This window comes from Chromobacterium subtsugae (assembly GCF_035919665.1).
Lineage (GTDB): Bacteria > Pseudomonadota > Gammaproteobacteria > Burkholderiales > Chromobacteriaceae > Chromobacterium > Chromobacterium subtsugae.
The window spans coordinates 3,177,634-3,201,768 of record NZ_CP142381.1 but is presented as its reverse complement, the minus strand read 5'-3'; the positions used below and the strand labels follow the sequence as shown (position 1 = coordinate 3,201,768).

Sequence of the window (24,135 nt, the reverse complement as noted above, 5' to 3'; positions counted from 1 at the left end):
GGGGGGGCGGAATGACGTGTGAAAACAACGCGCGCATCCTGGTGGCCGACGACCATCCGCTCAGCCGCGAGCTGCTGAGGCAGATGCTGGAGCATCTGGGCGCGGAGGCGGATTTCGCCGCCGATGGCGAAGAGGCCGTCGACATGGCAGGACGCGCGGATTACCGGTTGATCTTGATGGATGTGAAAATGCCGCAGATGAACGGCCTGGAGGCTGCCTTGAGGATTCGCGGCCGGCGGGAGCGGCCGCAGCCCTGCATCGTCGCGATCACTGCCTGCGCGTTTGGCTCTGAGCGCGATGGCTGCCGGGAGGCGGGCATGAACGCGGTGCTGGTCAAACCGTTCAAGCTGGAGGAATTGCGGCGCGTATTGGCAGCCTGTTTGCCGGATGGCGCGGGGGGAGACTGCTGCCCGTTGTAGCGGTGGAGTCTCGCAATGGAAAACGGCAGCCCGCGGGTTGCCGTTTTTGCGCGGCGAAGGCTTAGAAGCGGCCTTCGCTGTAGTCCTCCATCGCTTGCTCGATCTCCTGCCGCGTGTTCATCACGAACGGCCCCCACTGCGCGATGGGTTCGCCCAGCGGCCGCGCCGCCAGCAGCAGCAGCCGGCTGGGCGCGCCGCCATTGGCCAGCAACAGGCCTTCGCCCTCATTGTCCAGCACCGCCAGCTGGCGCGCGCGGATGTCGGCGCCGCCGGCCTGCAGCTCGCCCTGATAGAGATAGGCGAAGGCATGGTGCCCGGCTGGCAGCGGCAGCCATAGGCTGCCGTTGGCGGGCAGCGCGATGTCCAGGTACAGCGGCGCGGTGGCGGGGCGCTCGATCGCGCCGTGGCGGCCGTCGAAGCGGCCGGCCAGCAGCTTCAGCTGGTTGCCGTCGGCGTCTTGCCAGCTGGGGATGTCCGCCGCCTGGATGTCGCGGTAGCCCGGCGCAGTCATCTTGTCCGCCGCCGGCAGATTGATCCATAGCTGGAAGCCGTGCATCAGGCCGTCCTGCTGCTCGGGAACCTCCGAATGGACGATGCCGCGCCCGGCCGTCATCCATTGCAGGCCGCCGGGGCCGAGCAGGCCTTCGTTGCCGGCGTTGTCGCGGTGGCGCATTCGGCCCGCCAGCATGTAGGTGACGGTTTCAAAGCCGCGGTGCGGGTGGCTGGGAAAGCCGGCGATGTAGTCGTCCGGATTGTCGGAGCGGAATTCGTCCAGCATCAGGAAAGGGTCCAGCCGCCGCTGCAGCGGCTGGGTCAGCACCCGCAGCAAGCGCACGCCGGCGCCGTCCGATACTTCCTGTCCGTTGACTATGCGTTCCACTTTTCTGCTGCGTTTTGACATGGCTTGGCTCCAGATGAATCACGATGACCCTATTGTTGCAGTGAAAAATCAGATAAAAAAGCGCAAAATACTGTGCAAAATGATCAAGAATTTAGATAAATGAAGCCATTCAGGACGACGCTGGAACAATGGCAGGTGCTGCAGGCCATTGTGGAAGAGGGCGGTTTCGCCCAGGCGGCCGCGCGGCTGCATCGCAGCCAGTCGGCGGTCAGTTACGCAGTGGCCAGGCTGCAGCAGCAACTCGGCGTGGAATTGCTGCGGCCTGACGGGCGGCGGATGCGCTTGACCGCCGACGGTGCGGCGCTGCTGCGCGAAGCGGGTGATTTGCTGCAGGCGGCGGACCGGCTGGAGCGGCGCGCGCAGGGTTTGCAGGCGGGCTGGGAGCCGGAGCTGCGGGTGGCGTTGGACAGCCTGCTGCCGACCGAGGTGATGCTGGCCGCCTGCGGCGATTTCGCCGGCCACTGCCGGGAAACCCGGTTGCAGCTGCGCGAAGTGGTGATGTCAGGCGCCGACGACGCCTTGCATCAGGGCGAGGCGGCGCTGGCGGTGGCGGGGCGGGTGCCGCAGGGCTTTTTGGGCGATTGGCTGCTGGACGCCGAGTTCGTCGCCTGCGCGGCGCCGGGGCACGCGCTGCACGCGCAAGGCGGGATGCTCGACGAGGCCAGGCTTCGGCGCGAAGTGCAGGTGGTGCTGCGAGATTCCGGCAGCCGGCAGCCGCGCGACGAGGGCTGGCTGGGTGCGCATCAGCGCTGGACGGTGTCGCAGCCGGAAACCGGCATCGCGATGGTGGAGGCCGGGCTGGCTTTCGGCTGGCTGGCGCGGCATCGCATCGCCGCGCAACTGGCCGACGGCAGGCTCAAGCCCTTGCCGCTGAAGAGCGGCGCGGTGCGCAAGGCGTCCTTGTATCTGGTGCTGGCGGATCCGCCGGCGGCGGGGCCGGCGTGCCTGTATCTGGCTGAGGCGCTGCGGCGCGCGGCTCAGGCCTGGATAGCCGCGCTGGCTCAGTGATTGGCCTGCTGGCCTTTCAGATAGCTTTCCAGCGCGTGGCCGGCGGAAAGAATGTGGAAGCGCAGGAATTCCGCCGCCTCGTCCGCCTTGCCCTGGCGGCACATTTCCAGCAGCCGGGTGTGCTCTTCGTGCGCGCGCTCCATGGTGCGGGTGAACAGGATCTGCATCCGGGTATAGCGGTCGGTCTTGTTGTGCAGCTGTTCGATCAGCGCCAGCGTGTTGGGGCGCTTGGCGGCGCGGTACAGCGCCAGGTGGAAGCGCGAGTTGATCTCGCCCCAGTGGCGCACGTCGTTGTTGTGGAGGGCGGCCTCGAATTCGCGCAGCGTCTGCTGGGCGGCGTCGTGGTCGGCCTGGGTCTGACAGGGGATGGCGGCCTTCAGCAGCGAGCCTTCCAGCATGGCGCGCACTTCCAGCAGCTCCAGCACGTCTTCCAGCGACAGCTTGGAAACCAGCGCGCCCTTGTGGTCGATGATCTGGATCAGGCCTTCGGCCTCAAGCTGGCGCAGCGCTTCCCGCACCGGCACCCGGCTGACGCCGTATTCGTTGGACAGCGCCTCTTGGCGCAACTGTTGGCCGTCGGCGAATTCGCCGGACAGGATGCGGCGGCGCAAGGATTCGGTAACGGCACTGGTAAGCGTCTGGCGCTTGATCGGCTGCAGGGTGGTCATGGTGGGTATCGTTATCTGTCAGTCAATCGGATACATGCAAATGTATTCGATTATACGGAGCTTCATTGTTCAGGCAAGCGGCAAAATTGAACATTTTCGTCGCGAATCTGTAATTCTTGGCTGTTGGGGTGAAAAAGCCGGCGGCGGGGCGGATTTTTCGCTTCCCGCATGGGCGTGGGCGCGATCGGCCAGCCGGGAAATCGGCAGGGGCGCCGGTTGCGGCCCGCCTTTTTGAGCGCGGTGCGCACGGCGCAGGGCTGGCGCAAGGCGTGCCGGGTGAGTCCCGATGGCTGGCACTTTTGCATGCTTGGTTTTCGCGGCAAGGCCTTATCCAGTGCCCAGGCGAGGAGCGCGCCTGTGGCGGAGGCGTTGCCTGAAAGTAGCGGCGCAGTCTCAATTTGATGCGCTGCGGCGCATCGGGATGCGAAAAAGGCCTTGGTTTCGAAAGAAGCCAAGGCCTTTTGCATGTTTTGGGGTGGATAATGGGACTCGAACCCACGACAACCGGAATCACAATCCGGGACTCTACCAACTGAGCTATATCCACCGCTGAAACGGCTGGTTTCACGGCGCAGCCATGAGACCGATAAACTGTGGGGTGGATAATGGGACTCGAACCCACGACAACCGGAATCACAATCCGGGACTCTACCAACTGAGCTATATCCACCGCTGATCGCCGATCAGACTTGCTGTCCGACGAGGAGGCGAATTATATGGGGACATTGGCCGGAGCGCAAGCATATTGTGCAATTTCGTTTGAAAGCGTTTGCGCGGCGATTTGGACTGGTTTTGCTTTGTCGTCTGGATGGTTGGAAGGCTGGCGAAATCGGTAGGCTTGGACCGGTGGCGAGGATTGGGCGGCGGCGGAAATGCAAAAAAGCGGCCAAATGAATGGCCGCTTTCTGCGTAATTCGTGGGGTGGATAATGGGACTCGAACCCACGACAACCGGAATCACAATCCGGGACTCTACCAACTGAGCTATATCCACCACTGGGTACTGCTATCAAGCAAGCTTGGCGCGCCCGACAGGAATCGAACCTGTAACCCCCAGCTTAGAAGGCTGGTGCTCTATCCGGTTGAGCTACGGGCGCTCTATCGGGCTGCTTGTCTGCTGGTCGGGGCGGCGGGATTCGAACTCGCGACCCCCTGATCCCAAATCAGGTGCGCTACCAGGCTGCGCTACGCCCCGAACAGAGAACGCAACTATACGGATGGGGCTTTGGCCTGTCAACGCCTTTGCTGAATTATTTTTCATGTTTTTCGCGGGTATTTTGAGCATGAAATATTTGCCTGCGGCATTTTTCCTTATATCTCTTGAGCTTAAGAGAAATAATCCTGGCGGGCCGTCTTACCGCGCTGCGGAAAAAATGCGAGAATGGCGGCCGTTATTTATCTGCGTCAAGATGGGATTCAGGCATGTCGGCACAATTGATCGATGGCAAGGCGGTAGCGGAAAAGCTGGTGGAGAAAGTGCGCGAAGGCGTGGGCGAGCGTTTGCTGCAGGGCAAGCGCGCGCCGGCGCTGGCGGTGGTGCTGGTGGGCGACAACGCGGCATCGGCGGTATACGTCGGCAGCAAGAAGCGCGCTTGCGAGAAGGCGGGCATCCGCTCGGTGGCTTATGACTTGCCGGCCACCACCAGCCAGCAGCAATTGCTGGAAATCATCGACGACCTGAATGCCGATGCCGGCATCGACGGCATTCTGGTGCAATTGCCGCTGCCCAAGCAGATCGATCCGCAAGCGGTGATCGAGCGCATCGATCCGAAAAAGGACGTGGACGGCTTCCACCCTTATAATGTCGGCCGCCTGGCGATCAAGATGCCGCTGATGCGGCCGTGCACGCCGCGCGGCGTGATGACGCTGCTGGAGGAGTACGGCATCGACCCCAAGGGCAAGAAGGCGGTGATCGTCGGCGCGTCCAATATCGTCGGCCGTCCGCAGGCGCTGGAGATGCTGCTGGCGCGCGCCACCGTTACCGTTTGCCATAGCGCGACGCAGAACCTGGCCGAAGAAGTGGCCGGCGCCGACATCCTGGTGGCGGGCGTGGGCATTCCCAACTTCGTCAAGGGCGAGTGGATCAAGCCGGGCGCGGTGGTGATCGACGTCGGCATCAACCGCCTGGAAAGCGGCAAGCTGTGCGGCGACGTGGAGTTCGACGCCGCGCGCGAGCGCGCCGGCTTCATCACCCCGGTGCCGGGCGGGGTCGGTCCGATGACGGTGGCCACGCTGCTGCAGAACACGCTCGACGCCGCCAATCAGTACGCCTGAGTCCGCCATCGCCCTGGCGGCGTTGACGGCCATGCTCGCCACAGCCACCGGCGCCGCCGGGCTGTGGCGATTTTGTTTGCGCCGGCGCGCCGGATTGCAGACAGCGGCGCCCGGCTGTTTTAGTATTAGGTGAAACTAAATTACGGATTTGAACATGAGTCACGAAAAACACTCGGCGACGCTGCTGATGAGCGCGCCGGACAAAAAAGGCCTGGTCGCGGCCATCGCCAATTTCCTGATGACCTACAATGCCAATATCATGCATGCCGACCAGCATCAGGATACCAGCGAAAACCTGTTCCTGATGCGGGTGCAGTGGGACCTGGATGGTTTCACCCTGCCGATGGACAGCTTCGCGGCCGCTTTCCAGCCCATAGCCGACGAACACAATATGAGCTGGACGGTATCGCTGTCGGCGCGCAAGCCGCGCATGGCCGTTTTCGTGTCGCAATACGAGCACTGCCTGGCCGACCTGCTGCACCGCTGGCGCATCGGCGAGCTGGAGTGCGACATCCCGCTGGTGATCTCCAATCACGAAACCTGCCGCCGCCTGGTGGAGTTCAACGGCATTCCCTTCCATCTGATCCAGGTGACCAAGGACAACAAGGCCGAGGCCGAGGCCGAGCAGTTCCGCCTGCTGGAAGAGGCGGGCGTCGATTTCATCGTGCTGGCGCGCTATATGCAGATCCTGTCCGGCGAGTTCGTCGAGCGCTACCCGGACCGCGTGATCAATATCCACCACAGCTTCCTGCCGGCTTTCGATGGCGCCAAGCCCTACCATCGCGCATTCGCCCGCGGTGTGAAGCTGATCGGCGCCACCAGCCACTACGTGACCGAGGATCTGGACGAAGGCCCGATCATCGAGCAGGAGGTCACCCGCATTTCGCACCGCGACGCGGTGGAGGATTTGATCCAGAAGGGCCGCGACCTGGAAAAAGTGGTGCTGTCGCGCGCGGTGCGCTGGCATCTGGACAACCGCGTGCTGTCGTACAACAACAAGACCGTGGTCTTCGATTGAGCCTGCCATGCGTTTGTTGATCGACGATGTGCTCGATTTGCTGCGACTGCGGGTCAAGCCGCTGGCCGTCTACCAATATCCGTGGTGGCAACCGGCGCTGCTGCTGACCTTGCTGGGCCTGATCGCCAGCGGCGACACCGCCGAGCTTGGCGGCAATATCGCCGGCCGCATCGGCTACATGGTGTTGTTCACCTGGCTGGAGACGCTGCTCTTTACCCGCTTCATCACCTTCTGGCTGCGCCTGTCCAAGGGCGAGCTGGCCGCGCCGCTGTTCGGCCTGGTGGTGGTGGCCAGCGGCCTGCAGTTCGTCGAGCCGCTGACCAGCTGGCTGCCGGACGACGCGGCCGCCGTGGTGGACGTCCTGTTGTCTCTGATCGGCCTGGTGGTGCTGGTGAACGCGCTGGCCGTGGTGTCGGCGGTGTCGCGCCTGCGGGTGTTGCTGGGCGTGGCGCTGTTCATGCCGCTGGCGCTGGTGCTGCTGGCGGCGACTTTGTCTTTCGCCAAGACCGCCGGCTGGGTGGATTTGCCGGCCGACATGGTGGCAATGATGCAGGAGCGGGGCGTGGCGGTTTCGGCGTCGGAGCCGGCGGCCAAGGCTCGCTAGACCCATCGGGGTCATGAAAAAAGGGCATGCCGCGAGGCATGCCCTTTTTGTTTCAAGGCCGGGGCTTAGTCCACCTTGGCGATGTAGCGCGCCAGCCCCAGCAGCGCGCGCAGGGCCTGGCCCTTGGCGGTTTCCTCGCCGCGCAGCCTGGCGTAGCGGCGCAGGATGGCGCGGCCCTCCACGAACAGATCCATGTCGGTGTCCGGCGACGACACCAGCGCGATGCGTTCGATCTCGTTCTGCGGCTTGGGCTGGCCCTGGGCGATGCAGAGGTAGACCTTGTGCGCGTTGAACGGCGTGATGTGGTCGAACAGATAAAGCATGGAGTTGATGCGCAGGCCGGTTTCTTCGCGCACTTCGCGGATCAGCGCCTGGGAGCGCAGCTCCCCGCGGTTGGCCTTGCCGCCTGGCAGATTGTAACGGCCGCCGCGGCTGGCGGTGACCAGCACGCCGTCGGGCATCTCGATGATGGCTGTGGCTCGCCTGGCCAGGTCGCTGGGCAGGCGTTCATTCTTGCGTTCTTCCAAAACACTCATTCTTCCGAAAAGTCATTGTTAATGATGAGGTCTTGCGCCTCTTTGATGGCAGTCATTCTAAAACAGATGGCGCTTTAGTAGAGCGCCATCTGTATTTCAATAAGTGGAATTACTGTCTACTTGCAATTTTATAATAGGCGTCGGCCAAGTCCAGTCTATTTACACGAATTTGGCCGCGAGGCCGCCTATGCCCACCAGCAGGCAGTAAAAGCCGAAGGGGCGCAGCGATTCGATTTCGGTTTTCTTGAAGTAGCGCATCAGGAACCAGGTGCTGGCATAAGCGCACAGGCCGGCCATCGCGCCGCAGGCCAGCAGCAGGCCCCAGGGCGCCGGGGCATGGCTGTGGGCGAGCTTGGGGATTTCCAGTACGCCGGCGGCGGTGATGATGGGGGTGGCCAGCAGGAAGGAGAAACGGGCCGATGACGCGTAGTCCAGGCCGTGGGCGAGGCCGGTGACCAGCGTGGCGCCGGAGCGGGAAAAGCCCGGCAGCAGCGCCAGCGCCTGGCCGGCGCCGATCTTGATCGCCCCGGCCAGGCTGAGTTCGGACAGCTCGTGCGAGGCGGTTTTTTTCTTCAGGCGGTCGCCCCACAGCAGCATCAGGCCGTTGAGCGCCAAGAAGATCAGCACTGCAGTGGTGCTGGTGAACAGCTGGCGCAGCTGTTTTTCCAGCAGCAGGCCGAGCAAGCCGGCCGGGATGGTGCCGGCGATCACCAGCCACATCAGCCGCGCTTCGGGATTGCTGGCGCGGCCGCGGGCCTTCAGCCAGCCGCCGATCAGCGCGATCCAGTCGCGGCGGAAGTAAATCAGCAGCGCGGCGGCGGTGCCCAGATGCAGCATCACCATGAAGGGAAGGAAGTCCGGATGGGTGCGGTTGATCGACCAGTGCAGCCAGTCGGGAATCAGCACGCCATGCCCCAGGCTGCTGACGGGAAACAGTTCGCTGATTCCTTGGATGACGGCAAACAGCAAAGCTTCGATTGCGTTCATGGACAACCCCTGTTCAAGTGATGATGCGGCGGCAGCCGGCGAATTGCCGGCTGCCCATGGTTGTTTTGCATAACGCGCGCGCCGGCGCGGGGTTTACCCGGCTCAGTGCGGGCGGCGCTCCTGTTGCTCCAGCGCTTGCTCTTCCTGTTCCAGCTGGCGGCGGATCGCGGCGAAGAAGTCATGGATGCCGTGCACCGACGGCGAGATGGCGGCCAGCCAGGCCGCGCGCTGCTCCGCGCTGACGGCTTCGACGAAGGGACGCATTTCGGCGTCCGGGTGGCGTTCGAAGCCCAGCGCCAGGATGGGTTCCAGCAGCGGGGCGTTTTCTTCCGATTCGAACAGCATGCCCCAGTCGTCGTTCAGCAATTCCATGCCGGCGATGAAGCCCTCGCACCAGTCGTTGCCCAGCACCGCGCCGTTGGCGTCGGCGTCCAGCCAGGGCTGGAATTCGCCGCCGGACAGCGCGTTGGAAATATCCTGCCAGTGGCCGCGCAGCAGCGCGACGAACTGTTCCAGCGATTTTTCGCTGGGGAAGGCGCTTTCATCGTCGAAAGCCTCGCCCAGGATCAGCGGCAGGCATTCGGCCGGCGGAATGGCTTGCGGGCCGGACAACAGGGCGGAGAAGAAGCCGTCCAGCTGTTCCAGATTCATGCATTGCTGGCTGGTGAAGCGGTTCAGGGTGGCGGACAGGCGCTGGTAGTCCTGCTCGCTGAGCGGCTTGTGCGGCATATTGGGCTTTCTGAGAGGGTATGGCGGCCATTATGCCGCCGAGGCGGCCAAAACAAAACCGCCCGCATCAGCGGGCGGCGGGAAACTCGGGGCGGCGGGGCCGATTAGTAGGAAGCCAACACCAGGCCGGCGATCAGCGCGGACAGAATGCTGACCAGCGAGGAGCCGTAAACCAGCTTCAGGCCGAAGCGGGACACCATATTGCCGCGATCTTCGTCCAGGCCCTTCACCGCGCCGGCGATGATGCCGATCGAGCTGAAGTTGGCGAAGGACACCAGGAAGATGGACAGCACGCCGCGGGTGTAGCTGGACAGATGGGCGGCCTGGTTCTTCAGTTCCAGCATGGCGACGAATTCGTTGGTCACCAGCTTGGTGGCCATGATGCTGCTGGCGGTCAGCGCTTCGTGCGTCGGCACGCCCATCAGCCAGGCGAACGGCCAGAACACGTAGCCCAGCATGGTCTGGAAGTTGATGCCGAAGATGGCGGTGAAGATGAAGTTGACGCAGGCGATCAGCGCGATGAAGCCCACCAGCATGGCGGCCACGATCACGGCGATCTTGAAGCCGGTCAGGATGTACTCGCCCAGCATTTCGAAGAAGGACACGCGGTGCGCGTCGCTGCTGATCAGCTCATCCTCGCCCAGCGCGCTGTCGTAGGGGTTGATCAGCGACAGCACGACGAAGGTGCTGAACAGGTTGAGCACCAGTGCGGTCACCACGAAGCGCGGCTCTATCATCTGCATGTAGGAGCCGACGATGGACATCGACACGGTGGACATCGCGGTGGCGGCCAGCGTGTACATGCGCTTCTCGTCGAAGGTGTGGATGATGTTCTTGTAGGCGATGAAGTTTTCCGATTGGCCCACCATCATCGAGCTGATGGCGTTGAACGACTCGATCTTGCCCATGCCGCTGATCTTGGACAGCACGAAGCCGACCGCGCGGATCACCACCGGCAGCACGCGGATGTGCTGCAGGATGCCGATCAGCACCGAGATGAACACGATGGGCATCAGCACGTTCAGGAAGAAGCTGAACTCGCCCTTGTTCTGGATGCCGCCGAAGGCGAAGTCGGTGCCTTCCTTGGCGAAGTCCATCAGCTTGGTGAAGACGCTGGAGATGCTGCCGACGATGGCGAGGCCGTAAGTGGTGTTCAGCAGGAAGAACGCCAGGGCGATCTCGATGACCAGCAACTGGATCACGGAGCGGATCTTGATGTTCTTGCGGTCGCGGGCGACCAGCTGGGTCAGGGCCAGCACGACCACGAGGCCGATGATGAATTGGACGATATGCATGAGATTAGTATCGCTTTTGGGTTTCCCCTGCCTTGGCAGGTTTCGAGCAACGTTTCGGTCCCGCAAGCGGGCCGCACGCCAGTTTTTATAGGGCTGCGGGCAAAGCCGCGGCCGCCGCGCCGCCATGTTCCGGGGATATGACGTTGCGGCAGTAGGGACAATGCGCTGAAGTTCGGATGAAAACTAGTCTTTACATCAAACTATCTATCTTTAAGTGAAGATAGATCGGCCGCTATGGCATAAACGCCACAGGCGGCCGGCGGTTTACGCCTGGGGAGACGAGTCTTCGTTTTCGCGGCGCGCCTTCTCCGCGAAATAGTGGGCGCGGCGGGCTTCCTTGGCGGCGGCCTTTTCCGCCAGCTCGGCGGCTTTCTTGGCCTTCTCCGCGTTTTCCTCCGCCAGATGCGCGGCCTTGGCGGCCTCGCGCTCGGCGGCTTCCAACGCCTCGATTTCCTCGACTTCCTTGCGCGTCTTGCAGGGGCTGGTTTTTTCGAACCAGGCCACCGACTCCACGTGCGCGGTGTGCGGGAACATATTGATGATGCCGGCCGTCTTCAGCGTGTAGCCCTTGGTGTTGACCAGGATGCCGGCGTCGCGCGCCAGCGTGGCCGGGTTACAGGACACGTAGACGATGCGCTTGGGCGCGGTTTCCTCGGTGATGGCCTTCAACAGCTGCACCGCGCCGTCGCGCGGCGGGTCCACCAGCATCTTGTCGAAATGGCCCAGCGCGGCGAACGACTCCTCGGTCACCTCGAACAGGTTGGCCATTTCATAGCTCACCTTGTCCTGCAGGCCGTTGTGGGTGGCGTTTTCCACCGCGCGCTTCACCAGCGGCTGGCTGCCTTCCATGCCATGCACGATGGCGCCGGAACGGGCGATGGGCAGCGTGAAGTTGCCGATGCCGCAGAACATGTCGGCGATGCGCTCGCCCGGCTGCGGGTCGAGGAATTTCAGCGCGCGCGCCACCATCACCGCGTTGATCTGCGGATTCACCTGGGTGAATTCGGTGGGGTAGTAGGGCATTTCCACCGCGTATTCCGGCATGCTGTAGGTCAGCTTGGGCGCGTCCAGCGGGTAGATCGGATAGCAGGTGTCCGGGCCCTTGGGCTGCAGCCAGACCTGCAGCGGACGCTCGGCGGTGCCGTGCCGGTCGGAGAATGCCTTCAGGATGGCGAAGTCGGCATCGGTGATGGCGTCCATATTGCGGAACACCAGGATGTCGAGCTTGTCGCCGACCGCCACTTCCACCTGCGGCATGCGCTGGCTGATGGACAGCGTGGCGATCATCGCGCGTAGCGGCATGATCAGGTCGGAGATGTGCTTGGGCAGAATGTGGCACTCGCGCATCTCGGCGATGTAGCTGGAGCTTTTCTCATGGAAGCCCACCAGCACGCCGCCCTTCTTGGCCACCATGCGTGCGGACAGGCGGGCGCGATGACGGTAGTGCCAAGCCGGTCCGGCGATGGGGGTGAGAATGCGTTCGGCCTTGACCTTGCCGATGCGCTTGAGGTTGTCTTCCAGCACGCGCTGCTTGATCGCCACCTGGGCGGTGAATTCCACGTGCTGCATCGAGCAGCCGCCGCAGGTGCCGAAGTGCGGGCAGCGCGGCTCGGCGCGCATGAAGCTTTCCTTCAATACGGCGCTGGTCTGGGCGTTTTCGTAGCTGGGCTTCTTGCGGTAGCTGCTGTAGACAACCTTTTCGTACGGCAGCGCGCCATCGATGAAAATGGTCTTGCCGTCAACGTGGGCGACCCCCCGGCCTTCGTGATCCAGCGATTCGACCAGGGCAATAGTCTGTGGGTGCGTCATCGTCTTGCTTGCAAAATCAAACGGTAAACGCGGATTTTCTCAAAAACCGGCGATTCTTGCTGGTTTTTTTACGTTGAGGGAGCGGGCGGGGCGGTCGGCGCAAGTCGCTAGGAGTCAGTTGCCCCATGCCGCAGGCGGGCGCTCTTTACTCCATGAAGACATCGCAGACACGGTGGCCGGCGCTTGCCGGTCCCGGCATGGCTTGGCTGAGTTGAGCCGGGCCGCGCGGCAGTCGGTAATAGAGCGGTATGATCTGAGAAGTGTTTGTTTGCCCAGACAGCTGCAGCTGCTGGGTTTGACGAATTGATGCTTGGCGGGGCGGTGTAAATTCGCACAATCCGGGCCGGCGGGGCTTTCTGTTACAATCCGAACCATGTTCATGTAATTCAGGGCAAGGTATGTTGAAGTGCTTATCGGTGCTGGCGCTGGGTGGCTCGCTGGCGTTTCCGTGCGCGGCTGCGGTGATGCCGGCGCCGGACATCCAGGTGAACCCGGCGGGACGACACCTGGTGCTGAACTTGCCGCAGGCGCGGCTGTTCCTGTACCAGGATGGCAAGCTGGCGCGGATTTTTCCGGTGGCGGTGGGCAAGATGCTGACGCAGACGCCGACCGGCAGCTTCGACATCACCGGCATTTACAAGGCGCCGGCGTGGCATGTGCCCAAGTCCATCCAGGATGAAATGCGCCGCAACGGCAAGGAAGTGCAGACCGTGGTGCCGCCGGGGCCCAACAATCCCTTGGGGCCGGTATTCGTGCGCTTCGGCGAAAGCCGGCTGGGGCTGGGCTTTCACGGCACCAACGCTCCCGGCTCGGTGCCGGGTTTTCGCAGCCACGGCTGCGTGCGGCTGAAAAACGACGACGCGCTGGAGCTGGCCGGCACGGTCAGCCGCGGCGACGCGGTCACCGTCGCCTATCAGACCATTCTGCTGAGCCAGGATGAAGCCGGCCAGTTGTGGCTGACCGTCTACCGCAACCATTATAAGCAGGAAGATCCGTCGCTGAAATACCTGGCGCAGACGCTGCTGGACTGGCAGCGCCAGCACCAGCAGGCGCTGTACGGCCAGCGGGTGGACGATGCGCTGAAGCAGCGCAGCGGCAAGCCGGTGTGCTTGAGCTGCAAGAGCGCCAGCGGCGCGATCAGCGGCGGCTTGCAGCCTTTTGCCTGGCTGTCGCGCCTGACGCCGGCCGCCGCGCCCGAGACGCCGGCGGCCAGCCAGCCGGCGCCGGATCGCGAGCCGGGTCCGCCGGCCAGGGCCAGCCAGCGCGGCAGAACCGCCGCCCGGGCCGGTTGATAGGGTTTTCGGACGAAAAAGGCCGCTTTCGCGGCCTTTTTTCTTGCTCGCCGTTTACTGCGCGGCGGCTTTCAGCGCCTGGCCGATGTCGGCCAGGATGTCGTCTATGTGTTCAATGCCGATGGACAGCCGCACCAGCTCCGGCTTGACGCCCGCGCTCAGCTGTTCTTGCGGCGACAGCTGGCGGTGGGTGGTGGAGGCCGGGTGGCAGGCCAGCGACTTGGCGTCGCCGATGTTCACCAGCCGCGTCACCAGCTGCAGCGCGTCGATGAAGCGGCCGCCGGCGGCTTCCCCGCCCTTGATGCCGAAGGACAGGATGCCGGAGGCGCGGCCGCCCAGGTAGCGGTCCACCAGCGGCTTGCTTGGGTTGTCGGGCAGACCGGCGTATTCCACCCACTCCACCGCCGGGCTTGCTTGCAGGAAATGGGCGACTTTCAGCGCGTTGTCGCAAATGCGGTCCAGCCGCAGCGCCAGCGTTTCTATGCCTTGCAGGATCAGGAAGGCGTTGAACGGCGACAGCGCCGCGCCCATATTGCGCAGCGGCACCACGCGGGCGCGGGCGATGTAGGCGGCCGCGCCCAGCGCTTCCACGTAATTGACGCCGTGGTAGCTGACATCGGGCTCGTTCAGCCGCTTGAAGCGCGCCTTGTGCTCTCCCCACGGGAATTTGCCGGAGTCGACGATGGCGCCGCCTATGCTGTTGCCGTGGCCGCCCAGGTATTTGGTCAGGCTGTGCACGACGATGTCGGCGCCGTGTTCGAACGGCCGGCACAGATAGGGCGAAGGCACGGTGTTGTCGACGATCAGCGGCAGGCCGTGGCGATGGGCCTCGGCGGCGAAGGCGGCGAAATCCACCACATTGCCCAGCGGGTTGCCTATCGATTCGCAGAACACCGCCTTGGTGCGTTCGTCCACCAAAGCGGCGATGGCGGCCGGATTCCGGTAGTCGACGAAACGCACTTCAATCCCCAGCTGCGGGAAGGTGTGGGCGAACAGGTTATAGGTGCCGCCGTACAGCGTGCGGGTGGCGATGATGTTGTCGCCGGCTTCGGCGATGGTCTGGATCGCGTAGGCGATGGCCGCCATGCCGGAGGCCACCGCCAGCGCGCCTATGCCGCCCTCCAGCGCCGCCACCCGTTTTTCCAGCACGTCGGTGGTCGGGTTCATGATGCGGGTGTAGATATTGCCCTGCACCTTGAGGTCGAACAGATCGGCGCCGTGCTGGGTGCTGTCGAAGGCGTAGCTGGTGGTTTGATACAGCGGCACCGCCACCGCCTTGGTGGTGGGGTCGGGGCTGTATCCGGCGTGGACGGCTAGGGTTTCCAGTTTCATCGTCAGGCTCCAGGGCGGGTCATCGGGTCAAGCGCTTGTCATGATCGCCTACCTTAATGCCTGGCCTGCTCAATCGCAAGGTGCTAACGATGCTTCAAAATATAACTATCCGTTATATTTCAGTCCCTATCCGCCAGATCGGCTGCCAGTTCTCCGACCCGCGCCAGCGCGCGCTGGTAGGCCTCGTTCCACGGATAGCAGCAGGACAGCCGCAGGCAGTTGCGATAGCGGCCCTTGGCCGAGTACATCGCGCCGGGCACCACGGTGATGCGTTCGGCCAGCGCGGCCTGGAACAGCTGCATGGTGTCGGCGTGGCTGGGCAGCTCCACCCACAGCAGGCAGCCGCCAGAGGGCAGCGTGGCGCGGGTGCCGGCGGGGAAGTGCTGGGCCACCGCGCCGCGCAGCTTTTCCATCTGGCTGTTGAAGTGGCGGCGGATCAGCCGCAGGTGGTGGTCGTAGCCGCCGCTTTCCAGGTATTCGGCCAGCGTTTCCTCCAATAGCGCCGGCTGGCCCAGGCTGCTGGAAAACTTCAGCCGCCGCACTTCGCTGAGGAAGCGGCCGGGGGCGATCCAGCCGATGCGGAAACCCGGCGCCAGCGTCTTGCTGTAGCTGGCGCATAGCAGCACCCAGCCGTCGCGGTCGTAGGCTTTCACCGCGTTTGGCGTCGCGGCGCCGTAAAACAGGTCGGCGTGCGGCACGTCCTCGATCAGCGGCACCTGGTAGTCGTTGACCAGTTGCGCCAGCCGCTGCTTGGCTTCCGGCGGCATGGTGCTGCCCAGCGGGTTGTGCACGGTGGGCATGGCCACCACGGCGTTGAGCCGTTTTTCCGACAGCAGCAGTTCCAGCGCGTCCAGCGCCAGCCCGCTGGTGGGGTGGGTGGGGATTTCGATCACGCTCAGCCCCAAGTCCTTCAGCATGGGCAGCAGCGCGAAATAGGTGGGGGACTCCACGCCCACGGTGTCGCCTGGCTTGCAGGTGGCGCGCAATGCCAGCTGCAGCGCCTCGGTGCAGCCGTTGCTGATCACCAGCTCGTCGGCGGCCAGCACGCAGCCCCAACTGACGGCGCGCTGGGCGATCTGCCGCCGCAGCCGTTCCGAGCCGGGCGGGAACGGGTAGTCGGTGGTCAGTTCCGGGTGCTGGCGCAGCAGCCTCCCCATGATGTGCTTGAAGCGGGTGGTAGGGTAGAAGTCGCTGCCGCGCGGGCTGGCCAGCGACAGGTCGATGAAGTCGGCCTGGTTTTGCGCGCCCATCACGGCCTCGATCTGGTCTACCACCTCGCCGGTGTGATGGGCGGCGCTCTGGCGGCGCATCCGCGGCAAGGGCAGGCTGGCGGCGGATTTGACGTAGAAGCCCGACTGCGGCCGCGCCTCGATCAGGCCGCGGTCTTCCAGCGTGCGGTAGGTCTGCAGAATGGTGGACGGGCTGACCTTGTGCATCGCGCAGGCCTTGCGCACCGAAGGCAGCCGCTCGCCCGGGCGGATGGTGCCGGTCTGGATCAGGGTGGTCCATTCGTTGACCAGTTGCTGGTAAAGCGGTTCGCTGCTCATGTTGGAAGGCTCCGGACGGGGACGGACGGTACAGTTTCGAACGAAATTAACCATAACAGTTTTGCAACTGCAAAACTGTTACGGTCTCAATTGTATTTTTCTGAATCTGTAATTGTCCAGGGCAAAAGCTTAAGATGACGGCCTTGAGTCGGGGCGCGCCCCGAGAGTGCCGGCGGCGCGCCGGCTGCGGTCTAGGAGTCGTCATGAATCTGCTTGCACTGGTCACCTATCTGCTGGTGATGTCCATCACCCCCGGCCCCAATAATCTGGTGCTGGCGTCGTCGGGGGTCAATTTCGGTTTTTCGCGCACGCTGCCGTCGCTGCTGGGCATGGCGCTGGGCCTGTCGCTGCAGGTAGGCATCCTCTCTGTCGGTTTGGGCGCGCTGATGTCGCTGATGGAGTCGCTGCAGCTGTATCTGGCGATCGCCGGCTGCGGCTACCTGCTGTGGCTGTCGTGGAGCATGGCGCGCGCGGGGGCGGCCAAGAGCGCCGACGCCGGCGTCCGGCCGATGGGCTTCTGGGGCGGCATCCTGTTCAACTGGCTCAATCCCAAGGTGTGGCTGATGGGCTTCAACCTGGTGATGGTGTTCCTGCCGGCGCACATGAATCCGTGGCACGCCGCCGCGCTGTTCGCGCTGATCACCTTTTTCACCAGCCTGCCGTGCATCGCGGTGTGGGCCGGCTCCGGCGTGGCCATCCGACGTTTCCTCGATTCCCCGCCGCGGCTGCGCGCGTTCAACTTCAGCATGGCCGCGATGCTGGCGCTGACCGCCTTCTGGCTGCTGGCGCAGATGATGCCGAGCGGGGCCTTGCCCAATATGGTCTGAGCCGGCCAAAAAGAAGCCCGCAAGTTTGCGGGCTTTTTTGTTGGCGGCGTACAATGGCGCCCTTGTGTGTTTTTCTCAGAGTCCAACCCATCATGATCCGTACCCGTTTCGCCCCCAGCCCCACCGGTTACCTGCACATCGGCGGCGTGCGCACCGCGCTGTTCTCCTGGGCCTATGCCCGCAAAAACAACGGCGTGTTCGTGCTGCGCATCGAAGACACCGATCTGGAGCGCTCCACGCCGGAGTCGGTGAAGGCGATTCTGGACGGCATGCACTGGGTGGGCCTGGACTACGATGAAGGCCCGTTCTACCAGACCCATCGCTTCGACCGCTACAAGGAAGTGATCCAGCAGCTGCTGGCCAGCGGCCACGCCTACCACTGCTATTGCAGCAAGGAAGAGCTGGAAGCGATGCGCGCCGAGCAGGAAGCCCGCGGCGACAAGCCGCGCTACGACCGCCGCTGGCGCCCGGAAGCCGGCAAGACCCTGCCGGCCATCCCGGAGGGCGTGCAGCCGGTGGTGCGCTTCAAGACGCCGCTCGCCGGCGTGGTGGCCTGGGACGACGCGGTCAAGGGCCGCATCGAAATCTCCAATGAAGAGCTGGACGACCTGATCATCGCCCGTCCCGACGGCAGCCCCACCTATAACTTCTGCGTGGTGGTGGACGACTGGGACATGCAGATCACCCACGTGATCCGCGGCGACGACCACGTCAACAACACCCCGCGCCAGATCAATATTCTCAAGGCGCTGAACGCGCCGCTGCCGGTGTACGGCCACCTGCCGATGATCCTGAATGAAGACGGCCAGAAGATGTCCAAGCGCCGCGACGCGGTCAGCGTGGTGGACTACGCCGACAAGGGCATCCTGCCGGAAGCGCTGCTGAACTACCTGGCGCGCCTGGGCTGGGGCCATGGCGACGACGAATTCTTCAGCATGGAGCAGTTCGTCGAATGGTTCACGCTGGAGGCGGTGAGCCCGTCCGCCAGCCGCTTCAACCAGGAAAAATTCATGTGGCTGAACGCGCAGCACATCAAGGCCGCCGACAACGGCCGCCTGGCCGAGCTGATCGCGCCGCGCCTGGCGAAAGCCGGCGTCGATACCGCCCATGGCCCGGCCATCGGCGACGTGCTGGCGCTGGTGAAGGAGCGGGTGCAGGACCTGAACGCGCTGGCGCTGGAAGTCGATTACTTCTACAAAAAGCGCGAACCGGTCGCCGCCGATGTGGAGAAGCATCTGGCCGGAGACGCTGTAGCGCGCATGGGCCGCTTCGCCGACCGACTGGCTGCTCTGGAAGCCTGGAGCGCCGAATCCATCCATGAGCTGTTCAAACCGTTCTGCGCCGACGAAGGCATCAAGATGGGCCAGCTGGGCATGCCGCTGCGCGTGCTGGTATGCGGCACCACCCAGACCCCGTCGGTGGACGCGGTGCTGGCCTTGATCGGCAAGGACGAGGTGCTGCGCCGCCTGCGCGGCTGACCCTTTCCGCCGCACGGCAGGAAACCACCCCCGCCGCCCGCATGGGCCGCGGGGGTTTTCGCGTTTGTCAGCCGGCCGCCAGTTTCGCCAGGTAGCGCAGGCCACTGATGCTGGGGAAGAAGCAATAGGCGCTGCCGCGGGTGTGGATCAGCCGGGGAAAGCCGGTGATCCGTTTGTTGTTCTGCCCCTTGGGGCCGGCCTGGGCATCGGTGAAGGAGCTTTGGTCGACCGGGTTGACGCCGATGAATACGTCCTCCCCGCTGATGTTGAACACCGCGTTGCCTTGTTCCGGCCCGCCCGGTCCGGTGGCCGATTTGACGAAGTCGGAACGCAGCACCCACTGGCTGGTGACGAACTCGAACTGGTTGGCGATGCTGGCATTGATGAAATAGCCGATCAGGCCGCGCTTTTGCGCGTCCGGCTTGGCCGGGTCGTATTCCGGGCCGTATGGCATGGCGCGGCGCACGATGCGGTGCAGCGGGCTGCCGGCGCCCACCACCGCGCCGTCGCGCGGATTGCTGCGGCGGATGTGCGAGCCTATCGGGCACTTCAGGCCCAGCGTATCGTCCGTGTCCAGCGTGGCGTCGACGTAATGGAAGTCGTTCAGCTGCGAGGGCGGCAAGACCTCGCCGGCCGCGTCGGGACGCAAGGTCAGCGGGTTGCCGTTGCGCCAGCGGCCGCAGACTTTCGCCGCCAGCGTTTCGGCATCGACTCCCAGGCGGGGAGCGTAGGTTTGCAGAAAGCTTTCGAAGCCTTCCACATCCTGCTCCAGGATGCGGAAGGCGGCGAAGCTGCTGTTGAGCGACAGTTCTTTCGGCTCCAGCGTGTAGCTGCCGCCGCTCGCATTGGGATAGCCCAGCAGGAATTCGCCGGTGGCCACCGGCGGTTGATCGTCGGGGATGTCGCGCTTGCGCGGCGGCGCGCCGATGATGGTGGGCTGGGCGATGCTGTCGCGGTAGCCGAAGTGGACTTTGTCGTCCGGCAGCGCCACGGCATCCTGCGCCGACAGTTTCTTCACGCCGTAATCGGCGAAGGCGTAGCACAGTTTGGAACTGGCCGACTCCAGCTGCTCTGCGGACCCATCCACCCATAGGCTGAGCAGCGCATGGACTTGGGCGCCCTGATCCAGGCCGCCTATCCAGTGCTGCGGCGCGCTGTCGCCAGTGTCGCCGATGCTGGCGGCGATGCCGGGATCGGTCGCGCCCTGGCGGAAAGAGACGTCGAAAGTCTGCAGTTGCGCGTCGCTCAGCCCCAGCCGCGCCAAGCCGGCGCTGGTGAAGCTGAGGTTGAGAAAATGGATGGGTTTTTGCGCGCCGCGCTGGGCGGTGGTGATGGGGGGCAGTCCCAGTTGGCCCTCCACCAGCTTGAGTATCAGCGCCGCCGCGCCGGCCTTGTCGTCGATGCGCAGGATGAAGTGGCGGGCGCGTTCCACCCGGTAGCCGCGCAGGATAGTGCCTTGCACGTCGTCGTAAGAGATGACAGGGATCATGGCTGCTCCATAGGCGGTTTGCGGCCGGCCGTCGACGGGACGGGCTGCCGCATGGTCCAGGATGGCTTGCGGGGCCGCTTAGGGCAGCGAGGCCAGGATTTGCTGCACGGTGGCGGTGTAGGCCTGGTACATGTCATTGTTGGGGGCGTGCTGCGAGGCGTCGTTGGCGGCGATGAAGGCCTTGAACGCGGCGACGTGGCTGGCGACCGGAATCAGGCCGGAGGCGCCGTCGATGAAGCGCAGCAAGGCGTCGAAGATGGGGCCGACTTCCTTGACGAAGTCCTGGATGTAGCTGTCGAAACTGCCGTCGTATTCGGTGATCACCGCCAGCACATAGCTTTTGCTGGGCTTGATGCCGGGCTGGAGATTGGGCGCGGCGCGGTCCAATAGCAGGGTACGGGCGAAGTGGACGGTGCCGATCTTGGTCAGCGCCGCGTGCAGCAGCGGTTGGTTTTCCTTCACGGTGGCGGCCAGGGCGGTCAGGTCCGCGTCGGGCGCCACCGGCATCAGCAGGGTAAGGGGACTGGCCATGTTTCTCTCCTAAACGCAACTATCGGAGGTTGAAACATAGGAAGCGGACAGCCGGTTGGTAATTGTGTTGAATACGTAGCGCCGGCTGCGGTCAGCGCTGCAGCAGCTGCCAGCTGGCGATGCCGGCCATGGTCATCAGCAGGGAGCCGCTGACATGCGCGGCGATGGCGGTGAAGGCGGGAATCAGTTGCCCCTGGCGCAGCAGTTCCACCACTTCGGCGGAAAAAGTGGAAAAGGTGGTCAGGCCGCCGCAGAAGCCGGTGATGATCAGCAGCCGCCACATCGGCGGCAGGCTGGGCATGTCGGCGAACAGCGCCACCGCCAGGCCGATGATGTAGCCGCCTATCAGGTTGGCGGCCAGCGTGCCCAGCGGCAGGGAGGGGAACAGGCTGTTCAGCCGCAGGCCGAGAAACCAGCGCAGCAGCGCGCCGATGGCGGCGCCGGCGGCGATGGCGAATATCGATTTCCACATGGTGACGAGGGCGGGAGTGGCGATGCCAGCCATTCTGCATGGCGCGGCAGCTTTCGTACAGGGAGCGGCCGGGCGAAAAAAAAGAGCCCCACAGGGGGCTCCCAATTGCACCTTCGCTCAGGTGACCAGACTGCGCGCCGTTGACGACGCAATCCGATCGCGTCCGGTCCGCTCATCCCTTGGGATTCGCGAACTGACAAGGTGATTATCCCGGCAGGGCCGGCGGCGCTGTAGCATGATTGTTGAGCGCTTATGTGACGGGGTGTAATGAAATCCGGCTGGAATTAACACTTCCGCAAAACAATCGCCTGGAATGCCCAGAGGCAGACGCGTCAGGCAATTTGCCGTTATTATCCGGAGATCATCGGGGAGCAAAGGACCAGATCTTGACTACGCATTATCCGGTAATAGACAAGCGCACCATCAGCATGCGCTGGGGCGATATGGACGCCGTCGGCCATCTGAACAACACCTACTATTTCCGCTATCTGGAGCAGGTGCGGATAGAGTGGCTGAATTCGCTGGGCTACGGCATCGACCCGGAAGGCATCGGGCCGGTGCTGGCCAATACCGCCTGCACCTTCCGCAAGCAACTGACCTACCCGGCGACGCTGGACATCACCATCGAACTGGAAAAACTGGGGAACAGCAGCCTGAAGCTGCGCCACCACTTCTACCGGCAGGACGACCCCGGCACGGTTTACGCCAGTGCCGAGGTGCTGCTGGTATGGGTCGATTACAAGGCGGAAAAGTCGGTCGCCATTCCCGACCCCATCCGCGAAGCCATCCAGCGCGCGCTGCCGGCGGCGTGATTCGTCACGCGGCCGGATCCAGCTTGCGGCGGATCAGGTCGCGCAGCAGGAAGCGGCTGGGATGGATGGCCTGCATCAGGTGGGCCGGCAGCGGCGTCGGTTCGTCTTCCAGCAGCGCCGCCAGGATCTCGCCCGACAGCGGCGCGGTGATCAGCCCGCGCGAGCCGTGCGCGGTGTTGACGTACAGGCCTTCCACCCATGGGCAAGGTTGCTGCGGCTGCAAGGACGCATCCCGGGCGAGTTCGGCGTAGCATTGCGCGAAGTCGCGGCGGGCGACGGCCGGGCCGATCAGCGGCAGGTAGTCCGGGCTGGTGCAGCGGAAGGCGGCGCGGCCATCCAGCGCGCCGCGGCCGCCGCTGGTCAGGCCGTCATGCAATTGCGGCGCCAGCTCGGCCAGCATCTGCAGGTTTTCCGCATGTTCGGCGTCGTTTACCGCCAGGTCGTCGCTGTCGAACTTGAAGGTGGCGCCCAGGCAATGGCGGCCGCCGCGCGTCGGCGAGATATAGCCTTCGCCGCACAGCACGGTGGCCAGCCGCTCGCTGTCCGGCGTCGCGGCGATGCTGGTGACCTGGCCGCGTATCTTTTTCAAGGGCAGATGGCTGGTGGCGTCGAACTGGGCGGTTTCCGCCGCGCCCGCCAGCACCACCACCGAGGCCAGGGCCAGCGGGCCGCTTTCGTCGCTGGCCAGCCAATGGCGCTCGTTCTGGTCATACTCCAGCTCCAGCACGGTATGGCTGGTGCGCACGGCGATATTGGGGTGGTCGGCCAGCCGCGCCACCAGGGCCGGCGGATGCACCCAGCCGCCCTGCGGGAAGAACAGCCCGCCTGAGGGCAGCGCCACGCCAGCCAGCTCGCTGGCCTGCTCGCGGTCCAGCTTGCGCATCACCGCTTCCGGCAGCCCCAGTTCCGCCAGCGCCTGCTGTTTTTCCCCTTCCTTCGCTTCATGCGCCAGCTGCAGCACGCCGCAGGCGCGCCAGTTTTCGCCATCCTCCGGCAGCAGTTCGCGCAGGGTCCGCAGGCTGTACGCGTAGCCGGACAGCACCAGGCGCGACAGCGGCGTCAGGTGCGGCGACAGCTTGGTGTACAGCACGCCCTGCGGGTTGCCGGAGGCGGCGCTGGCAAGCCGGGGCATCCGTTCGATCAGCGTCACCTGCCAGCCGCGCACGGCCAGGCTGTGCGCGGTGGACGCGCCGGCGACGCCGCCGCCCACCACGATGGCGCTGCGTTCGCGCCAGCGCTGCGGCGGGCGGGCGAACCAGGGGGCTTGCCAGGGCATCGCGGCGGCGGTTTGCAGCCAGCCGCGGCTGATATGGCGTTTCTGGCCGTGGCCGGGGGCTTTTTCCACCTGGAAGCCGGCCGCGGTCAGGCCGCGGCGCACGGCGCCGGCGCTGGTGAAGGTGGCGAAAGTGGCGCCAGGGGCGGACAGACGGGCCATCTGGTCGAACAGCGGCTGCTGCCACATGTCGGGATTTTTCGACGGCGCGAAGCCGTCGAGGAACCAGGCGTCGACGCGGGCGTCCAGCTGCGGCAGCACGTCCAGCACGTCCCCCACCATCAGCGTCAGGCTGACGCGGCCGCCGGCCAGCAGCAGGCGGTGCCAGCCCGGCGTCAGCATGTCGTATTGGCGCAGCAGCTGGTTGGACTGCGCCGCCAGCTCCGGCCACAGCGCCAGCGCGCGGGACAGGTCCTGCGGGGTCAGCGGGTATTTCTCGGCGCTGACGAAATGCAGCCGGGCGTCGGCGGGCGCGTGCTGCTCAAAGCATTGCCAGGCGCAGAGGAAATTCAGGCCGGTGCCGAAGCCGGTTTCGGCGATGGTGAATTGCCCGCGCTGCGGCAGGGCGGCGAAGCGCTCGGCCAGCTGGTTGTGCTGGAGGAAAACGTGGCGGGTTTCGTCGAGGCCGGCGTCGCGGGAAAAATACACGTCGCCGAAGGCGATGGACGTAGGTTGGCCATCCTGCCAGTCTAGCTGGGCAGGCGTGGAAATGCGTGGGGTGCTTGGGCTTGTCATTGCGGCTGGGCCCGCGGCCGGCGGGCTGGCGGATTCTGTTCTGTCAGCCTGGATTGTCGCACGGCCAATACAGCCGTTCCAGATGGATGGCGCGCAAACG

23 protein-coding genes and 5 tRNA genes are annotated in these 24,135 nt (G+C 64.5%); 9 read left to right on the top strand and 19 right to left on the bottom strand.

What is annotated here, in order from left to right:
- Nucleotides 1-11 precede the first annotated feature (11 nt).
- Complete coding sequence (locus U6115_RS15390) at nt 12-419, top strand: response regulator (protein ID WP_043577512.1); 408 nt, start codon at nt 12-14, stop codon at nt 417-419.
- Between the two features lie 61 nt (nt 420-480).
- On the opposite strand, the gene U6115_RS15385 is transcribed toward U6115_RS15390, so the two are convergent.
- Nucleotides 481-1,320, bottom strand: coding sequence for a pirin family protein (locus U6115_RS15385; protein ID WP_043577506.1), 840 nt, complete (start codon nt 1,318-1,320; stop codon nt 481-483).
- A gap of 99 nt (nt 1,321-1,419) precedes the next feature.
- Between U6115_RS15385 and U6115_RS15380 the strand changes: the two genes are divergently transcribed.
- Nucleotides 1,420-2,328, top strand: a complete 909-nt coding sequence (locus U6115_RS15380; RefSeq protein ID WP_043577502.1) for a LysR family transcriptional regulator — start codon at nt 1,420-1,422, stop codon at nt 2,326-2,328.
- On the opposite strand, the gene U6115_RS15375 is transcribed toward U6115_RS15380, so the two are convergent.
- The 7 genes from U6115_RS15375 to U6115_RS15345 form a co-directional block, all read right to left on the bottom strand.
- Nucleotides 2,322-2,996 (bottom strand): GntR family transcriptional regulator, encoded by a 675-nt coding sequence (locus tag U6115_RS15375; protein ID WP_043577501.1) that lies wholly within the window; start codon nt 2,994-2,996, stop codon nt 2,322-2,324. The two genes, U6115_RS15380 and U6115_RS15375, sit on opposite strands and share 7 nt — an antisense overlap.
- Before the next feature lie 62 nt (nt 2,997-3,058).
- Complete coding sequence (locus tag U6115_RS15370; RefSeq protein ID WP_156504605.1) at nt 3,059-3,451, bottom strand: hypothetical protein; 393 nt, start codon at nt 3,449-3,451, stop codon at nt 3,059-3,061.
- A 16-nt stretch (nt 3,452-3,467) separates the two neighbouring features.
- Nucleotides 3,468-3,543, bottom strand: a tRNA-His gene (locus tag U6115_RS15365).
- 47 nt (nt 3,544-3,590) lie between these two features.
- Nucleotides 3,591-3,666 (bottom strand) — tRNA-His (locus U6115_RS15360).
- A gap of 247 nt (nt 3,667-3,913) precedes the next feature.
- Nucleotides 3,914-3,989: transfer RNA gene (locus U6115_RS15355), tRNA-His, on the bottom strand.
- Between the two features lie 26 nt (nt 3,990-4,015).
- Nucleotides 4,016-4,092: transfer RNA gene (locus U6115_RS15350), tRNA-Arg, on the bottom strand.
- Nucleotides 4,093-4,113: 21 nt separating this feature from the next.
- Nucleotides 4,114-4,190 (bottom strand) — tRNA-Pro (locus tag U6115_RS15345).
- A gap of 227 nt (nt 4,191-4,417) precedes the next feature.
- Here U6115_RS15345 and folD point away from each other — a divergent pair.
- The 3 genes from folD (at nt 4,418) to U6115_RS15330 (ending at nt 6,891) form a co-directional block, all read left to right on the top strand.
- Complete coding sequence (gene folD, locus U6115_RS15340; protein ID WP_043577500.1) at nt 4,418-5,269, top strand: bifunctional methylenetetrahydrofolate dehydrogenase/methenyltetrahydrofolate cyclohydrolase FolD; 852 nt, start codon at nt 4,418-4,420, stop codon at nt 5,267-5,269.
- A 154-nt stretch (nt 5,270-5,423) separates the two neighbouring features.
- Complete coding sequence (gene purU / locus U6115_RS15335) at nt 5,424-6,287, top strand: formyltetrahydrofolate deformylase (protein ID WP_043577499.1); 864 nt, start codon at nt 5,424-5,426, stop codon at nt 6,285-6,287.
- A 7-nt stretch (nt 6,288-6,294) separates the two neighbouring features.
- Nucleotides 6,295-6,891: a hypothetical protein gene (locus U6115_RS15330; RefSeq protein WP_043577497.1), complete on the top strand. Its 597-nt coding sequence runs from the start codon at nt 6,295-6,297 to the stop codon at nt 6,889-6,891.
- 65 nt (nt 6,892-6,956) lie between these two features.
- On the opposite strand, the gene U6115_RS15325 is transcribed toward U6115_RS15330, so the two are convergent.
- From U6115_RS15325 to rlmD, 5 genes are all read right to left on the bottom strand, one after another.
- Complete coding sequence (locus tag U6115_RS15325; protein ID WP_047236458.1) at nt 6,957-7,427, bottom strand: NUDIX hydrolase; 471 nt, start codon at nt 7,425-7,427, stop codon at nt 6,957-6,959.
- A gap of 159 nt (nt 7,428-7,586) precedes the next feature.
- Nucleotides 7,587-8,414 carry an undecaprenyl-diphosphate phosphatase gene (locus U6115_RS15320; RefSeq protein WP_043578021.1) on the bottom strand — a complete coding sequence of 276 codons (828 nt, stop codon included), beginning with the start codon at nt 8,412-8,414 and terminating at the stop codon, nt 7,587-7,589.
- Nucleotides 8,415-8,516: 102 nt separating this feature from the next.
- The gene (locus U6115_RS15315) at nt 8,517-9,143 is read right to left on the bottom strand and encodes a YecA/YgfB family protein (RefSeq protein ID WP_047236459.1); all 627 of its coding nucleotides are present in this window, start codon (nt 9,141-9,143) and stop codon (nt 8,517-8,519) included.
- A 104-nt stretch (nt 9,144-9,247) separates the two neighbouring features.
- On the bottom strand, nt 9,248-10,438 hold the full coding sequence (locus U6115_RS15310; RefSeq protein WP_043577496.1) for a NupC/NupG family nucleoside CNT transporter: 1,191 nt from the start codon (nt 10,436-10,438) through the stop codon (nt 9,248-9,250).
- 264 nt (nt 10,439-10,702) lie between these two features.
- Nucleotides 10,703-12,247 (bottom strand): 23S rRNA (uracil(1939)-C(5))-methyltransferase RlmD, encoded by a 1,545-nt coding sequence (gene rlmD / locus U6115_RS15305; RefSeq protein WP_043577495.1) that lies wholly within the window; start codon nt 12,245-12,247, stop codon nt 10,703-10,705.
- 398 nt (nt 12,248-12,645) lie between these two features.
- Between rlmD and U6115_RS15300 the strand changes: the two genes are divergently transcribed.
- Complete coding sequence (locus tag U6115_RS15300) at nt 12,646-13,539, top strand: L,D-transpeptidase (protein WP_043577494.1); 894 nt, start codon at nt 12,646-12,648, stop codon at nt 13,537-13,539.
- Nucleotides 13,540-13,593: 54 nt separating this feature from the next.
- Here the strand turns inward: U6115_RS15300 and U6115_RS15295 are convergent, their stop codons facing one another.
- Nucleotides 13,594-14,871, bottom strand: a complete 1,278-nt coding sequence (locus U6115_RS15295; protein WP_043577492.1) for an O-acetylhomoserine aminocarboxypropyltransferase/cysteine synthase family protein — start codon at nt 14,869-14,871, stop codon at nt 13,594-13,596.
- A 119-nt stretch (nt 14,872-14,990) separates the two neighbouring features.
- Nucleotides 14,991-16,418, bottom strand: coding sequence for an aminotransferase-like domain-containing protein (locus tag U6115_RS15290; protein ID WP_043577491.1), 1,428 nt, complete (start codon nt 16,416-16,418; stop codon nt 14,991-14,993).
- Between the two features lie 203 nt (nt 16,419-16,621).
- Between U6115_RS15290 and U6115_RS15285 the strand changes: the two genes are divergently transcribed.
- Both U6115_RS15285 and gltX read left to right on the top strand, forming a co-directional pair.
- Nucleotides 16,622-17,245 carry a LysE family translocator gene (locus U6115_RS15285; RefSeq protein ID WP_043577490.1) on the top strand — a complete coding sequence of 208 codons (624 nt, stop codon included), beginning with the start codon at nt 16,622-16,624 and terminating at the stop codon, nt 17,243-17,245.
- Between the two features lie 89 nt (nt 17,246-17,334).
- Nucleotides 17,335-18,723 (top strand): glutamate--tRNA ligase, encoded by a 1,389-nt coding sequence (gene gltX / locus U6115_RS15280; protein WP_173428525.1) that lies wholly within the window; start codon nt 17,335-17,337, stop codon nt 18,721-18,723.
- Nucleotides 18,724-18,790: 67 nt separating this feature from the next.
- Here gltX and U6115_RS15275 read toward each other — a convergent pair whose 3' ends face one another.
- From U6115_RS15275 to crcB, 3 genes are all read right to left on the bottom strand, one after another.
- Complete coding sequence (locus U6115_RS15275) at nt 18,791-20,212, bottom strand: Dyp-type peroxidase (RefSeq protein ID WP_043577486.1); 1,422 nt, start codon at nt 20,210-20,212, stop codon at nt 18,791-18,793.
- 78 nt (nt 20,213-20,290) lie between these two features.
- Nucleotides 20,291-20,743 (bottom strand): hypothetical protein, encoded by a 453-nt coding sequence (locus U6115_RS15270; RefSeq protein WP_052877997.1) that lies wholly within the window; start codon nt 20,741-20,743, stop codon nt 20,291-20,293.
- A gap of 91 nt (nt 20,744-20,834) precedes the next feature.
- A complete protein-coding gene (gene crcB / locus U6115_RS15265; protein WP_425332021.1) occupies nt 20,835-21,248 on the bottom strand; it encodes a fluoride efflux transporter CrcB in 414 nt (137 codons plus the stop codon).
- A gap of 353 nt (nt 21,249-21,601) precedes the next feature.
- On the opposite strand from crcB, the gene U6115_RS15260 reads away from it, so the two are divergent.
- Nucleotides 21,602-22,027: an acyl-CoA thioesterase gene (locus U6115_RS15260; RefSeq protein ID WP_043577475.1), complete on the top strand. Its 426-nt coding sequence runs from the start codon at nt 21,602-21,604 to the stop codon at nt 22,025-22,027.
- 4 nt (nt 22,028-22,031) lie between these two features.
- Here U6115_RS15260 and mnmC read toward each other — a convergent pair whose 3' ends face one another.
- A complete protein-coding gene (mnmC, locus tag U6115_RS15255) occupies nt 22,032-24,035 on the bottom strand; it encodes a bifunctional tRNA (5-methylaminomethyl-2-thiouridine)(34)-methyltransferase MnmD/FAD-dependent 5-carboxymethylaminomethyl-2-thiouridine(34) oxidoreductase MnmC (RefSeq protein ID WP_043577474.1) in 2,004 nt (667 codons plus the stop codon).
- Nucleotides 24,036-24,135: the final 100 nt, after the last annotated feature.